Origin of the sequence: Pantoea sp. SORGH_AS_0659, from assembly GCF_031453915.1 — a bacterium.
In the GTDB taxonomy this organism is placed as follows: Bacteria; Pseudomonadota; Gammaproteobacteria; order Enterobacterales; family Enterobacteriaceae; genus Pantoea; species Pantoea leporis.
Window position 1 is genome coordinate 3936322 of sequence record NZ_JAVJAK010000001.1, and the last position, 13567, is coordinate 3949888.

General features: G+C 53.6%; 13 protein-coding genes. 3 read left to right on the forward strand and 10 right to left on the reverse strand.

The window, feature by feature from the left end; translation table 11 throughout:
* Window positions 1-29 precede the first annotated feature (29 nt).
* The 3 genes from Q3H59_RS18545 to dnaB form a co-directional block, all read right to left on the reverse strand.
* Window positions 30-644, reverse strand: a complete 615-nt coding sequence (locus tag Q3H59_RS18545; RefSeq protein WP_008109953.1) for a YitT family protein — start codon at window positions 642-644, stop codon at window positions 30-32.
* 228 nt (window positions 645-872) lie between these two features.
* Entirely contained in the window at window positions 873-1364 is a 492-nt protein-coding gene (locus Q3H59_RS18550; protein ID WP_097095220.1) for an Lrp/AsnC family transcriptional regulator, read from the reverse strand.
* 128 nt (window positions 1365-1492) lie between these two features.
* Window positions 1493-2899 (reverse strand): replicative DNA helicase, encoded by a 1407-nt coding sequence (gene dnaB, locus Q3H59_RS18555; protein WP_101763062.1) that lies wholly within the window; start codon window positions 2897-2899, stop codon window positions 1493-1495.
* Between the two features lie 73 nt (window positions 2900-2972).
* On the opposite strand from dnaB, the gene Q3H59_RS18560 reads away from it, so the two are divergent.
* Complete coding sequence (locus Q3H59_RS18560) at window positions 2973-3956, forward strand: quinone oxidoreductase (RefSeq protein ID WP_217550064.1); 984 nt, start codon at window positions 2973-2975, stop codon at window positions 3954-3956.
* Between the two features lie 195 nt (window positions 3957-4151).
* Here Q3H59_RS18560 and pspG read toward each other — a convergent pair whose 3' ends face one another.
* The 3 genes from pspG to traF form a co-directional block, all read right to left on the reverse strand.
* Window positions 4152-4418 (reverse strand): envelope stress response protein PspG, encoded by a 267-nt coding sequence (gene pspG, locus Q3H59_RS18565; protein WP_061718375.1) that lies wholly within the window; start codon window positions 4416-4418, stop codon window positions 4152-4154.
* Window positions 4419-4652: 234 nt separating this feature from the next.
* The gene (dusA, locus tag Q3H59_RS18570; RefSeq protein ID WP_137384962.1) at window positions 4653-5651 is read right to left on the reverse strand and encodes a tRNA dihydrouridine(20/20a) synthase DusA; all 999 of its coding nucleotides are present in this window, start codon (window positions 5649-5651) and stop codon (window positions 4653-4655) included.
* Between the two features lie 96 nt (window positions 5652-5747).
* Window positions 5748-6998, reverse strand: coding sequence for a conjugal transfer protein TraF (traF, locus tag Q3H59_RS18575; protein ID WP_309836278.1), 1251 nt, complete (start codon window positions 6996-6998; stop codon window positions 5748-5750).
* A gap of 451 nt (window positions 6999-7449) precedes the next feature.
* Between traF and zur the strand changes: the two genes are divergently transcribed.
* Entirely contained in the window at window positions 7450-7968 is a 519-nt protein-coding gene (gene zur / locus Q3H59_RS18580; RefSeq protein ID WP_210081833.1) for a zinc uptake transcriptional repressor Zur, read from the forward strand.
* A gap of 75 nt (window positions 7969-8043) precedes the next feature.
* On the opposite strand, the gene Q3H59_RS18585 is transcribed toward zur, so the two are convergent.
* From Q3H59_RS18585 to Q3H59_RS18600, 4 genes are all read right to left on the reverse strand, one after another.
* Complete coding sequence (locus tag Q3H59_RS18585) at window positions 8044-8256, reverse strand: CsbD family protein (protein ID WP_309836281.1); 213 nt, start codon at window positions 8254-8256, stop codon at window positions 8044-8046.
* 164 nt (window positions 8257-8420) lie between these two features.
* Window positions 8421-9743 carry an MATE family efflux transporter DinF gene (gene dinF, locus Q3H59_RS18590; RefSeq protein WP_309836283.1) on the reverse strand — a complete coding sequence of 441 codons (1323 nt, stop codon included), beginning with the start codon at window positions 9741-9743 and terminating at the stop codon, window positions 8421-8423.
* A 136-nt stretch (window positions 9744-9879) separates the two neighbouring features.
* Window positions 9880-10500 carry a transcriptional repressor LexA gene (gene lexA / locus Q3H59_RS18595; RefSeq protein WP_309836285.1) on the reverse strand — a complete coding sequence of 207 codons (621 nt, stop codon included), beginning with the start codon at window positions 10498-10500 and terminating at the stop codon, window positions 9880-9882.
* A 105-nt stretch (window positions 10501-10605) separates the two neighbouring features.
* Window positions 10606-10974, reverse strand: coding sequence for a diacylglycerol kinase (locus tag Q3H59_RS18600; protein WP_101763070.1), 369 nt, complete (start codon window positions 10972-10974; stop codon window positions 10606-10608).
* 127 nt (window positions 10975-11101) lie between these two features.
* Between Q3H59_RS18600 and plsB the strand changes: the two genes are divergently transcribed.
* A complete protein-coding gene (gene plsB, locus Q3H59_RS18605) occupies window positions 11102-13525 on the forward strand; it encodes a glycerol-3-phosphate 1-O-acyltransferase PlsB (RefSeq protein WP_192412693.1) in 2424 nt (807 codons plus the stop codon).
* Window positions 13526-13567 lie beyond the last annotated feature (42 nt).

The following is a 13567-nucleotide window of genomic DNA, read 5'->3' on the forward strand; positions in this document are numbered from 1 at the left end:
GGTCATAAATATGAGGTAAAGATGCGTCATCAAACCATGTAACGGCCGGGACGATGATTCATTGCGATGATGAGATTGAGGATCACCGCGCCCGCGATTGAAGCAAACAGCATCGGTAACGACACCACAAACAGCGACGCTAATACCACGCAGGTATCGACCGCCATTTGCAGTTTTCCGGCACGCAGACCGATGCGGTCCTGCAGCCAGAGCGCCAAAATATTAATACCGCCGAGGCTGGCTTTGTGACGGAACAACACTATAAACCCAATGCCCATCACCACGTTACCGAACAGTGTCGCATAAAACGGATTTAGCGCAGAAAAATGCACAAACAGTGGATGCAGATGGGTGAACAGCGACACCAGGCCAACCGCGCAGAAGGTTTTCAGGGTAAATTCCCAGCCCATGCGCCGCACGGCTAGCCAGTAAAATGGCAGGTTGATCAGGAAGAAGGCGCTACCGAAGGAGAGCGGTGACAAATAGCTGATTAAGAAGGCAATACCAGCAGAACTGCCGGTGAGTGCACCCGCCTGTTTCAGCATAATGACGCCGAAAGAGACCATTAGCGTGCCGAGGACTATCGCCAGCGCATCTTCAATCAGCGAATGGGGAACTTTAGTGGGTTGAACAACGTTATCCATGGGTTAATCTCATTGCAAATGATGCGGTTCAAATGCAAAAAACGCACCACATCGGCGGCGTATGCTCGCCGCCGATGGGTGCCAGTGATTATCCAATTGATAACTAAGGCGCTTTATTGCAGGTTTTTGTGCATCAGTTGAGACTTAAACCATCAACCCATGCACAAATCTGTTTTCTGGTGCGCGTTTTTTGCATTATTAAGGCAATAATTGCACCAGATTAGCACGTTACGCACTTTTTTGGCGCGTTTTGTGCTGCGGGATGATCATCAAACCGTTCTCTTTCAAACGGCTCAATACCACGGAAGTTTTCACGTGCGCCACGCTTTGATGGCCAGCCACTAACTGGCTGATCAGCGCGCTCAGTGAAGCCAGATCGGCCACCGCCACTTTCAGCAGATAATCAGCATCGCCGGTGGTTTTGAACGCATCAACAATCGCGGCTTCTTCTTCCACCATGCGATGGAAACTCTCTTCATAATCCGGCGTATGGTTTTTCAATCGCACTTCAATCAATCCCACCATGCCAAGGCCCACCGCGTCGGGCGAGAGGCGTGCGTGATAGCCGAGAATGAGATTGGCCTGCTCAAGATTGATGCGGCGGCGTGAACATTGCGACGCCGAAAGTCCGACTAAATCACTGAGTTCCTGGTTGGTGAGGCGTCCGTTAGATTGTAATAATGTCAATATCTTAAGGTCGTGATCGTCTACCTGAGTCATTCTGTTTCCACAGCGTAATAAGGGGCGCTTTGCTACAGATAACCTGATTAAAGCCGGGGTTGTCCAACACTATTTTCTGATGACGTGAAATGCATGCACAAAACGTGCATGCATCCGGTTTGGAAGGGTTATTCGTCGTCGTATTGCGGGCCAGCGTAGTTATCAAAGCGCGACCATTGGCCATTAAAGGTCAAACGTACCGTACCGATCGGGCCGTTACGCTGCTTACCCAGGATGATCTCGGCGATGCCTTTAAGATCGCTGTTTTCGTGATACACCTCGTCACGGTAGATGAACATGATCAAGTCGGCATCCTGCTCGATCGAGCCTGATTCACGCAGATCCGAGTTCACTGGGCGCTTATCCGCACGTTGTTCCAGTGAGCGGTTCAGCTGCGACAGCGCCACCACCGGCACATTCAGCTCTTTCGCCAGCGCTTTGAGCGAGCGCGAGATTTCAGCGATCTCCAGCGTACGGTTGTCCGACAGCGCAGGCACGCGCATCAGCTGCAGATAGTCGATCATGATCAGGCTCAACCCGCCATTTTCACGGAAGATGCGGCGCGCGCGTGAGCGCACTTCGGTGGGCGTCAGGCCAGAAGAGTCATCGATAAACATGTTCTTCTTCTCAAGCAAAATCCCCATAGTGGCGGAAATGCGCGCCCAATCTTCATCTTCCAGCTGACCGGTACGAATGCGCGTCTGATCCACGCGCGACAGCGACGCCAGCATACGCATCATCAGCTGCTCGCTGGGCATTTCCAGGCTGAAAATCAACACCGGCTTGTCCTGCAGCATCGCGGCGTTTTCGCACAAATTCATGGCGAAGGTGGTTTTACCCATCGAAGGACGCGCCGCGACAATGATCAGATCCGAGCCCTGTAAACCGGCGGTTTTTTTGTTCAAATCCTGATAGCCGGTGTCGACGCCGGTGACGCCGTCGTGTGGCGTTGAGACCAGCGACTCAATGCGCGATACCGTGGCTTCCAGAATCTGCTCGATATTCTGCGGGCCCTGATCTTTATTAGCGCGCTGTTCAGCAATTTTGAAAACGTTCGATTCAGCAAAGTCGAGCAGATCTTCACTGCTCCGTCCTTGCGGATCGTAACCGGCATCGGCGATTTGGTTCGCCACAGAAATCATTTCGCGCACTACCGCACGCTCGCGCACGATATCGGCATAAGCACCGATGTTCGCGGCACTTGGCGTATTTTTTGCCAGTTCGGCCAGATAGGCGAAGCCGCCGGCCATCTCTAATTCACCTAGCGTTTCCAGCGATTCAGAGAGCGTAATCAGGTCGATCGGCTGGCCAGCTTCCAGCAAACGCTGCATTTCCGTGAAAATCAGACGGTGCGAGCGGTTGAAGAAATCACTGGCGACGACGCGTTCAGAAACGTTGTCCCAGCGCTGGTTATCCAGCATCAACCCACCGAGCACCGACTGCTCCGCTTCTATGGAATGCGGCGGCATTTTCACGCCTTCCAGCTGCCGATCGCGGGGTTCGTTCGATTTGTTGGTGGGTTTATTTCCTGCCATAGTGAATGCATTACCGATCGTGAAAGGGACGCGCAAGTATACCGTCCCAGGATGAACAATCACAGGAGTCAGAATGGCAAAGCGTATTCAGTTCAACCAACACGGCGGCCCAGATGTACTGCAATGGGTCGATTTCGAACTGGCCGATCCCGCCGAACATGAAGTGCAGGTGGAAAACAAGGCGATTGGCATTAACTACATTGATACCTACGTGCGTAGCGGCTTGTATCCGCAAAGCAGCTTCCCTTCGGGCCTGGGTACCGAAGCCGCCGGCGTGGTGAAACGCGTCGGATCGGCGGTGACGCGGTTTAAGGCGGGCGATCGCGTGGTCTATTGCCAGGCCGCGCTGGGCGCCTACAGCGAAGTGCACAATGTGGCGGAAGATCGTCTGGTGATCCTGCCCGACAGCATCTCCTTTGAGCAAGGCGCGGCCTCTTTCCTCAAAGGTTTAACCGTGCAGTATCTGCTGCGCCAAACCTATAAAGTGAAAGCTGATGAAATCTTCCTGTTCCACGCCGCCGCGGGTGGCGTGGGTTTGATCGCCTGCCAATGGGCCAAAGCGCTCGGCGCACATCTGATTGGCACGGTGGGTTCGGCTGAGAAAGCGAAGATAGCTAAAGATGCCGGTGCCTGGGCGACAATTAACTATCGTGAAGAGAATATCGCGAAGCGCGTCAGCGAGTTGACCCATGGCGAGAAAGTGGCCGTGGTATATGACTCAGTGGGGAAAGATACCTGGGAACCTTCGCTGGATAGCCTGCGTCGCCACGGGTTAATGGTCAGCTTTGGTAATGCGTCGGGTCCGGTTACCGGCGTTGATCTCGGCATTCTCAACAAGAAAGGCTCGCTGTTCGTCACCCGACCTTCGCTGTTCGGTTACATCACCAACCGTGAAGAACTGGATGCCGCCAGCAATGAGTTGTTCTCACTGATCGCCAGCCGCGCGATTCAGCTTAACGTGCCCGAGCAGCAGAAATTTGCCTTGAGTGACGCGGTGCGCGCGCATCAGGTGCTGGAGAGTCGCGCGACTCAGGGTTCCAGCCTGCTGATTCCCTGATCGCTAAATGCAAACGGGGCTTCCCGTAGGAAGCCCCTTTTTTTCTTTCTTTTTATAGTTCGCGCTGGTGTAGGGACAGCGGCGATGAATTCGTTTGAAACAACGCCAATCATCCTGACAGAAAACATAAGTAAAAAATATGTTTAAATGCGGAATAATGCTAAGCAATATCCGAGTCTGTGATCGTCACCGCAATTAGCGCCAGTCCCTTCTATCTAAGTCGCTGATTTTTCTTTTCAGCCTGCGCAATTTTGCCTCACCTGAAGGCGTGGTAAATGCCCGATAAAGCCAGACAGCGACAACCGCCAATACCAGCCATGGCAACACTTTAATAACAATTGCCAGCAATCCGCCAAAGAACATCAAAGCGGTCGCCACCACCAATGCTGCAATAACGCCCAGCAACGAAACGCCGGTGAACAGCAGCATCAGAAAAAAGCCGATAACAAATAGAATTTCCACGAAGGCTCTCCTGTGTAAGTAACATCAGGAACATTACAAGATACGTGCCAGGTTATAAAAATAGCTAACTGCTTGAAAGCAATGGACAAGAGTTGAATGAAGAAATAATGAGGTGATGAAAAAAACTAATTCTCGGCGTAGAAATAACCATCTATAAAATTATGGTACTGGCTTTACGGTGCGCATGAAGGCGCACCGTATCAAACCGGAAGGTTCCGGCATGCTAAACAGTGATTACATCACTTCTTGTGGGATCTTATCCGCTACCAGCGCTAACGCCGCTTCCAGCACGCGCACATCGGCGCCGGGTTTGTGGGCGTTTTCACTTAAATAGCGACGCCACTGGCGCGCACCCGGAATGCCCTGGAACAGGCCAAGCATATGGCGCGTCACATGGCCGAGGTACATACCTTTGGATAGTTCAGCTTCAATGTAAGGATACATCGAGCGCACCACCGCTACCGGATCGACGCGCGGCATATCGCGACCAAACAGCTCGCGGTCAACCTGCGCCAGAATGCCCGGATTCTGATAGGCTTCGCGCCCCATCATCACGCCATCCATATGCTGCAGATGCAGTTTGGCCTCTTCCAGCGTTTTGATGCCGCCATTAATCGCCATGGTCAGCGCCGGGAAATCGCGCTTCAGCTGGTAAACGCGGGGATAATCGAGCGGCGGAATCTCGCGATTCTCTTTCGGACTTAAACCCGATAGCCACGCTTTGCGCGCGTGGATAATAAAAGTATCGCAGCCGCCCTGTTGCGCCACGGTGCCAATAAAATCACACAGGAATTCGTAGCTGTCCTGCTCATCAATACCGATGCGGGTTTTAACCGTCACCGGAATGCTCACCACATCGCGCATCGCTTTAATGCAGTCGGCAACCAGCGCCGCATCGCCCATCAGGCAGGCGCCAAAACGGCCGTTCTGGACGCGATCGGATGGACAACCCACGTTGAGGTTGATCTCATCGTAGCCACGCTCTTCTGCCAGCTTAGCGCACTGCGCCAGCGCGGCGGGATCGCTGCCACCCAGCTGCAGCGCCAGCGGATGCTCTTCCTCGCTGTAGGCCAGATAGTCGCCTTTACCATGAATGATCGCGCCGGTCGTCACCATTTCGGTGTACAGCAGCGTGTCACCGCTCAGCTTACGGTGAAAATAACGACAGTGACGATCGGTCCAGTCGAGCATTGGGGCGATGGAAAAACGTTGCGAGGAGAAAGTATCGGTCATGAAACGCAGTAAATCCGCAGTAAGTAAGTGATGAGAAACTGCGCAATCATATCACAGCAAAACGGGCGGCACAGCCGCCCGTTATCAGACGGGTAATCAGAAGTTGAATCCGAGCTGCAGCATGGCACCTACGGTGTTGTCTTTACCTACAGAACCGGCCAGGTCCAGATGGACAGCATTGTTGAACGGTGACACACCCAAACCGGCGGTGAACACGTCAGTATCGGTCGACTTCAGATCGGCGCGATAGCCGGCACGCAGCGCCAGCCAATCCAGCACACGATATTCCGCACCTACGCCGGCATATTGGCTGGTGTCTTCCGACTTGAAGCGTTTGGTTTCAGTCAGATCAACATCCCCCGCCAGCGTGAATGGCCCGTTATTCCAGGAAAGCCCTGTAGTGACCAGCGGACGAATTTGATAAGTATCGCGGTAACCGTTCACCTCTTTGGTATCGAGATCGCGCGAGATCAGGTTTTGTCCGGTCACGCCAAAGGTCCAGTTCTCACCGAAATCTGTTGCGACACCTGCATCCATGTTGAAACCGGTATCGCTGCTGCGGTAGCGGCTGCTGTTGATGTCGCTCTTGTCGTAGTTGTAGATACTCGCGGTGTAGTTATACAGCCAGGTTTTCTGCAGCTTTGGCGTCACGCCGACAGAAACCGGATGGCCGGCAATCGAGAACTCATGCGCGACTGACACACCATAATCGGTGACTAATGCCGCCAGGCCATTGGCGCTGGAGCGCAAATTATTTTCATCACCCGGCACAGGCACTCTCGTGCCATTGGCAACCGCGCGCAGGTAGGCAATATCGCTATCTGCCACGTTGGCGCGCACAATCGCAGTGCCGTAAGCCTTGGTGATAAAGGCAAAAGGTAAGGTTTCATTCGGAACGGTGACGGCCACGGCCACACCGGCTGTTGCGTGAGCTTTATTGCCACGCAGATCGCTGAGTTGGTTAGCCATATCGCCCGCGGCAGCCTTCAGCTGCGGGTAACCATTGAGGTAATCCTGAAAGGTTAGGTCATCGATCACGTCCTGATAACGATCAACGGTATCGGTAATGTCGTCAACGCGATCGATCAATTTGTCTTTGTCGGTAACCTGTGCGCCGGCTGATGGCAGAATGATGCTGACGTTATCTTCAGGCTGCGCCTTGGTCATCAATGCTGGGTTAGCCAGCACCGCTGAACTCCAGGTGGAAGAGGCTACGCCGGTACCGCCCATTGCGTCGTTACGCGCGTCGTACCATGTACCTGCTGCCAGAACTGAGGAAGAGAGAAATACTGCATTCAAACCAACAAGATAAGCTACTTTTTTGTGCCTGAATAATGTCTTCGCCATGAGCCTGCCATCACCTTTGAAATGTCGCTGAATCACTCACCGACTGAAAGTTTAGTTAGCCGCTATTCTGAACCCTGGCTAACGCTTCATTGCTGTGAATTAAAAGGAAATAGCACTGCTATTCGCAGAATTGGACGCTTCCACGCCATTCCGCTGTGTTTTTATGCAGAAAAATTAACAGTGGGTTAATTGATACCAGAAATTACTTAAGACCTTTTGAACCATAGCCGCTAACCCGGTGAGTTGCAAAGCAAAATCCGTGCAGGCGTTGCGCTGCCTGGCCGGACGCATTTTACAGACATTAGTGTTGCAGCAATATTGACGGGAAAATGGCGATGGTAATCTATTGATTGGGGAGAATTTTCTTAGGGATTTTAAGGACAATAAGCAATCACAGCAGCGTTAAATTTTGTGTGATAAAATAACATCACCTGCAACCCGGAGAATGCTTATGTCAAACCTCACGCCAGAACAACTTCTTACCCAGGCTGAATCACTTTGCCTTGATCGCGGCGTGCGCCTGACCACTCAACGCGCCGAAGTGTTGCGCTTAATGGCAGAGCAGAATGGTTCGATAAGCGCTTACGATTTGCTGGATCAACTGCGTGTCAGTGAACCGCAAGCAAAACCGCCCACCATCTATCGCGCGCTGGATTTCCTGCTGGAACAGGGATTTATTCATCGCGTAGAGTCAAATAATAGTTACGTGGTTTGCCATCATTTTGATGAGCCAGCACATACTTCGGTGATGTTGGTGTGTGACGGTTGTGCGGCAGTAAGCGAAAAACATGCTCATGGCGTGGAAAAAACCATCGCTGCATTAGCGGATCAGGCGGGATTTTCTCTGCGACATACCGTAATTGAGGCACATGGCCTGTGCGAAAATTGCGCAGAAGTGGCGGCTTGTACGCACCACGAAAGCTGCGAGCATGACCATCAGGTCGAGGGTAAAAAGCGGATAAGAAAATAGGGAGGCACATCCTTGTGCCGGGCCAATCACTACGCTAAATGATTGGCGGGTAGGAGCATCATCCGTGAAGTGAGATTACCAGCGGTAATCTTTGTTGGTTGTTTCCCAGTCTTTCACTTCTTTCTCGGCCTGGTCTTTACCATAACCGTAGCGTTCCTGGATTTTACCAACCAGCTGATCGCGTTCACCTTCGATCACAGTGAAGTCGTCATCGGTCAGCTTGCCCCACTTCTCTTTAAACTTGCCTTTGAACTGCTTCCAGTTTCCGCTCGCTTCGTCTTTGTTCATAATATTCCTCCACTACATCCTGAGTGAGATAGATATATTGCCTGCTTAGCTGGCGATATACCCAGACAACGCGCTACTCATATGCGCCGTATGAGGTAATTGTAGTAGCCGCTTCGCAGTTTGCAGAGAAATACAGATTAATCTGTAGGTTACGCTTCGCTTATTCAGGCGTTAAACCAGCTATCGCGCCGCCAGTGACCACGCCAAATGAGCCACAGCGTGAGTCCGCGTAACGCGAGGAATACCGTCACCGCCAGCCATAAACCGTGATTACCGAGCCACGGCAGCGTGAGCAGCGAGACACCGTAGCCGATCGCCGCCATCACCATGCTGTTGCGCATCTCACGCCCGCGCGTCGCGCCGATAAACATGCCGTCCAGCAGATAGCACCAGACGCCAACCAGCGGCAGAATCACTTGCCAAATCAGATAGCGGTCGGCCATCTCTCGTAGCGCTTCCAGTGACGTCAGCATCGCCACAATCTCCGGACCGGTGAATGCATAAATCAGCGCAAAGATCGCGGCGACGAAGCATGCCTGGCGACAAGCCGCATGCCAAATCAGCAATAGTCGGCTGCGATCTTTGGCCCCAACCGCTTCACCCGAACAGGCTTCAACCGCGTAGGCAAATCCATCAAGCGCGTATGCGATGAAAGTGAGGAACATCAGCAGCACCGCATTGACTGCCACTACATCCGGCCCAATGCGTGCGCCAAGGATGGTGAGCGACGCGAAGCAGATTTGCAGCATCAAAGACCGCAGCATAATGTCGCGATTGAGGCGGAATAGCCGCGCCGCATCGCCGCGCCAGCTGCTTTTGAGTAAAGCAAAATGGATACCGCGCATCTTCAGCACCCGCGCCACCATCCACAGACCCACGCCCAGCGTGACATATTCTGCCAGCGCGGTAGCCGCCGCCGCTCCGGCGACACCCCAATGCAGTTTGAGCACGAACAGCAGATCCAGCAGGATATTCACCAGGTTGCCGATAATTAGCAGCACCATCAGCGCCCGCGCATACTGCACGCCCAGCAGCCAGCCAAGAATCACCAAATTGGTCAAGGTTGCGGGCGCACTTAGCCAGCGAATCTCAATAAATATTTTCGCCTGTTGCTGCACTTCCGGGCTGCCACCCATTAAAGCTGCCGCCAGGCTGCTGACCGGCGTTCGCAGCACCATAAACAGCGCACCAAAAACCAGCGCAATCAGTAGCGGCTGTGTTAAGGCGCGCGCCAGCGCCGTTTTGTCATTGGCGCCAAATGCCTGAGCGGTGAGTCCGGTGGTGCTCATGCGCAGGAACAGCAGGAGCATAAAGATGAAGCTGGTGGCGGTTGTGCCCACGGCGACGCCACCGAGGTAGATCGGGCTATCGAGATGACCAATAACGGCGGTATCAACCACACCCAGTAATGGGACGGTGATATTTGACAGGATCATCGGCAGCGCTAGCCGCCAGAGTGTTTTATCTGAAGAGGAAAACAGCTGCATCAGCCCATTCCGTTGTGTGCGGTAATCAGCGTAATGGCGCCAGAATGAGCCGCAGAAAGAGTCACAGAGAAGTAAAACAGCAGACTGCGGTCAGCGCAAACACGCACCGCCGCAGTTAAGGAGCATCAGAAACTGATCAGAGCCACTCGCCGTTGCGCACAATCCCGACAGCTAAACCTTCAACGGTTAGCGACTGCTCACGGGTATCCACGACAATCGGCTGAAAATCGGTGTTTTCAGGTAGCAGATGGACAATCGCACCCTGCTTTTTCCAGCGTTTCACTGTGACTTCATCATCAATGCGCGCCACGACAACCTGGCCGTTACGCACTTCCTGCGTTTTGTGTACCGCTAACAGATCGCCATCCATAATGCCGATGTCTTTCATCGACATACCGCTCACGCGCAGCAGGAAATCGGCGCTCGGTTTAAAGAGGTTAGCATCCACCTGATAGTGGGCTTCGATGTGTTCTTGTGCCAGCAAAGGTTCACCGGCAGCGACGCGGCCAATCAGCGGCAGCGGCAGCCCTTCGCTCGGTTCTTCTTCCATCAGCAAACGAATCCCGCGCGATGCGCCGGAAACAATTTCAATTACGCCTTTACGCGCCAGCGCTTTCAGATGCTCTTCGGCAGCATTGGGCGAGCGGAAACCCAGTTGCGCAGCAATTTCCGCACGCGTTGGCGGCATGCCCGTCTGGTTAATATGGTCGCGAATCAGGTCATAGACCTGTTGCTGCCGTGCAGTTAACGCTTTCATCCCGCCCCCTGGTTGTTTATACAGTCGCTGTGAGTATATACAGGTATTCGCGAAATGAAAACCGTAACAGAGGGAAAAATCAGCGGTTTGATGAATCTGGAATCCCTATCTCAAATGCGTCCAGAGCAGCGCGATCCAGACGAACAGAGCCAGTAAGATAGTCAGCAATACGGCAGCCGATCCCATATCTTTGGCGCGGCCCGCGAGCGGATGTTGCTCCTGCCCGATGCGGTCGACCACCGCTTCGATAGCGCTATTAAGGATCTCAACGATGATAACCAGCACTACCGAGCCAATCATCAGGATGCGGGAAAGGGTATCTACATCCAGCCAGCAAGCCACGAGAATGGCCACCAGCGCGGCAATGGCTTCCTGCCGAAAAGCGGCTTCGTGCTGCCATGCGGCACGCAGGCCCTGCCAGGAATAACCGGCGGCTTTCACTATTCTTACTAAACCGGTGACGTTATTTGCCATGTCTATGGAACCCTTGAACTATTTTGACGTCAATGTGTGGGCAGTATGAGGCGGCAGAGCCACAGACCTTCGCTGCGCTTTCTGGTATGCTTGCCGCGCTTTGCTAACAAGAGGCTTAAAGTTGTCTATGTCAGGTTGGCGTAAACTCTATTACAAATTATTGAATTTACCACTCTCTATTTTGGTAAAAAGTAAGGTCATTCCGACCGATCCTATCTCTGAACATGGGATCGATCCGACACGTCCGGTGATGTATGTTTTGCCTTATGATTCAAAGGCTGACCTGCTCACACTGCGTGCTCAATGCCTGAAACATGATCTGCCCGATCCGCTGGCTCCGCTGGAGATCGATGGCACCCTGCTGCCGCGCCACGTGTTTATCCACGATGGCCCACGCGTAATTCCCTATTTCGTGGCCAATCCCGAATCGGTAAAGCTGTTCCACGATTATCTGGATTTGCACCGCAGCAACCCGCAACTCGATGTGCAAATGCTGCCGGTCGCGGTGATGTTTGGTCGTGCGCCGGGACGTGAAACCTCCGGTGAATCCACGCCGCATCTGCGCGTGCTCAATGGCGTGCAGAAGTTCTTCGCCATTTTGTGGCACGGCCGCGACAGCTTTGTACGCTTCTCGCAAACCGTTTCGTTGCGCCAGATGGCGACCGAGCACGGCACCGATAAGTCGATTGCCCAAAAGCTGGCTCGTGTGGCGCGCATTCATTTTGCCCGCCAACGTCTGGCCGCGGTCGGCCCGCGTCTGCCTGCACGTCAGGATCTCTTCAACAAGCTGTTACAATCCAAAGCGATCGAAAAAGCAGTAGAAGATGAAGCGCGCAGCAAAAAGATTTCGCATGAGAAAGCCCAGCAGAACGCCATCGAAATGATGGAAGAAGTGGCGGCGGACTTCTCTTATGAAGCGATTAAAGTCACTGACCGCGTGATGGGCTGGCTGTGGAGCCGCCTGTATCAGGGCATCAACGTGCATGGCGGTGAGCGCGTGCGTCAGCTGGCGCAGGATGGTCATGAGATTGTCTATGTGCCCTGCCACCGCAGCCACATGGATTACCTGCTGCTCTCCTACGTGCTTTATCATCAAGGCCTGGTGCCGCCGCACATTGCTGCCGGTATTAACCTGAACTTCTGGCCAGCCGGCCCGATTTTCCGTCGTCTGGGCGCCTTCTTTATTCGTCGTACCTTTAAGGGCAACAAACTCTATTCCACCGTGTTCCGTGAATATCTTGGCGAGCTGTTTAGCCGGGGTTACTCCGTTGAATACTTTGTGGAGGGCGGACGTTCACGTACCGGTCGTTTGCTGGATCCAAAAACCGGCACCCTATCAATGACGCTGCAGGCGATGCTGCGCGGCGGCAGTCGTCCAATCACCTTCGTGCCGATTTACATTGGCTACGAGCATGTGATGGAAGTGGGCACCTACGCCAAAGAGCTGCGGGGTGCGGCCAAAGAGAAAGAGAGCTTCCTGCAGATGGTGCGCGGTTTACGTAAGCTGCGCAACTTGGGACAGGGCTACGTTAACTTCGGTGAACCCCTGCCGTTGATGAACTATCTGAACAAAAACGTGCCCGAATGGCGTGATGCGATTGATCCTATCGAACCGCAACGCCCTGCCTGGATGACGCCCGCCGTGAATGACATTGCGGCGAAGCTGATGGTGCGCATCAACGAAGCCGGTGCAGCCAACGCCATGAACCTGTGCGTCACTGCACTGCTGGCGTCACGTCAGCGTTCACTGACCCGCGAACAGCTGATTGAGCAATTAGAGTGCTACACCCAGCTGCTGCGCAATGTGCCCTATTCGCCAGAAGCCACGGTGCCTGACATGAGCGCCGAAGCGCTGCTTGATCACGCCATGGGCATGAACAAGTTCGAGACCGAGCAAGACAGCATTGGCGACATCATCATTCTGCCGCGCGAGCAGGCGGTGCTGATGACTTACTATCGCAACAACATTCATCACATGTTGGTGATGCCATCGTTGATTGCCGCCATCGTGCAGCAACATCGTGAAATCAGCGAAGCAGAGCTGCTGCGTCAGGTTAGCCTGGTATATCCGATGCTAAAGAGCGAGTTGTTCTTGCGCTGGGACAAGGCGGAGTTGCCTGCGCTACTTAACGCACTCGGTGCAGAGATGGCGCGTCAGGGCCTGATCACCTTGCAGGATGGTCAACTAAGAATGACGCCGGCACGTCACCGTTCGCTGCAACTGCTGGCGGCGGGTATTCGTGAGACGCTGCAGCGCTTCGCGATTACCTTCGCTATCCTCAGCGCGAAACCGGCTATCAACCGTGGCACGCTGGAGAAAGAGAGCCGCACGCTGGCTCAACGCCTGTCTGTGCTGCACGGTATCAACGCACCAGAGTTCTTTGATAAAGCAGTGTTTACTGCGCTGGTACTCACGCTGCGTGATGAAGGATATATTAGTGACAAAGGCGATGCCGATGCCGAACGCAGTCATATGATGTGGCAGATGCTGGCGGAACTGGTGACCAGCGACGTGCGTCTGACGATTGAAAGCGCGGTCACCCACGATTAACGCGGCGACAAGCTAATAAAAAGGCGCACTTCAGTGCGCCTT

What these genes read in the sequence shown, in the direction of transcription:
- zur (WP_210081833.1), top strand. Translation starts at nt 7,450, where the DNA reads ATGTCAAACCTCACGCCAGAACAACTTCTTACCCAGGCTGAATCACTT.
- Q3H59_RS18550 (WP_097095220.1), bottom strand. Translation starts at nt 1,364, where the DNA reads ATGACTCAGGTAGACGATCACGACCTTAAGATATTGACATTATTACAA.
- Q3H59_RS18585 (WP_309836281.1), bottom strand. Translation starts at nt 8,256, where the DNA reads ATGAACAAAGACGAAGCGAGCGGAAACTGGAAGCAGTTCAAAGGCAAG.
- Q3H59_RS18560 (WP_217550064.1), top strand. Translation starts at nt 2,973, where the DNA reads ATGGCAAAGCGTATTCAGTTCAACCAACACGGCGGCCCAGATGTACTG.
- dusA (WP_137384962.1), bottom strand. Translation starts at nt 5,651, where the DNA reads ATGACCGATACTTTCTCCTCGCAACGTTTTTCCATCGCCCCAATGCTC.
- dnaB (WP_101763062.1), bottom strand. Translation starts at nt 2,899, where the DNA reads ATGGCAGGAAATAAACCCACCAACAAATCGAACGAACCCCGCGATCGG.
- dinF (WP_309836283.1), bottom strand. Translation starts at nt 9,743, where the DNA reads ATGCAGCTGTTTTCCTCTTCAGATAAAACACTCTGGCGGCTAGCGCTG.
- traF (WP_309836278.1), bottom strand. Translation starts at nt 6,998, where the DNA reads ATGGCGAAGACATTATTCAGGCACAAAAAAGTAGCTTATCTTGTTGGT.
- lexA (WP_309836285.1), bottom strand. Translation starts at nt 10,500, where the DNA reads ATGAAAGCGTTAACTGCACGGCAGCAACAGGTCTATGACCTGATTCGC.
- Q3H59_RS18600 (WP_101763070.1), bottom strand. Translation starts at nt 10,974, where the DNA reads ATGGCAAATAACGTCACCGGTTTAGTAAGAATAGTGAAAGCCGCCGGT.
- plsB (WP_192412693.1), top strand. Translation starts at nt 11,102, where the DNA reads ATGTCAGGTTGGCGTAAACTCTATTACAAATTATTGAATTTACCACTC.
- Q3H59_RS18545 (WP_008109953.1), bottom strand. Translation starts at nt 644, where the DNA reads ATGGATAACGTTGTTCAACCCACTAAAGTTCCCCATTCGCTGATTGAA.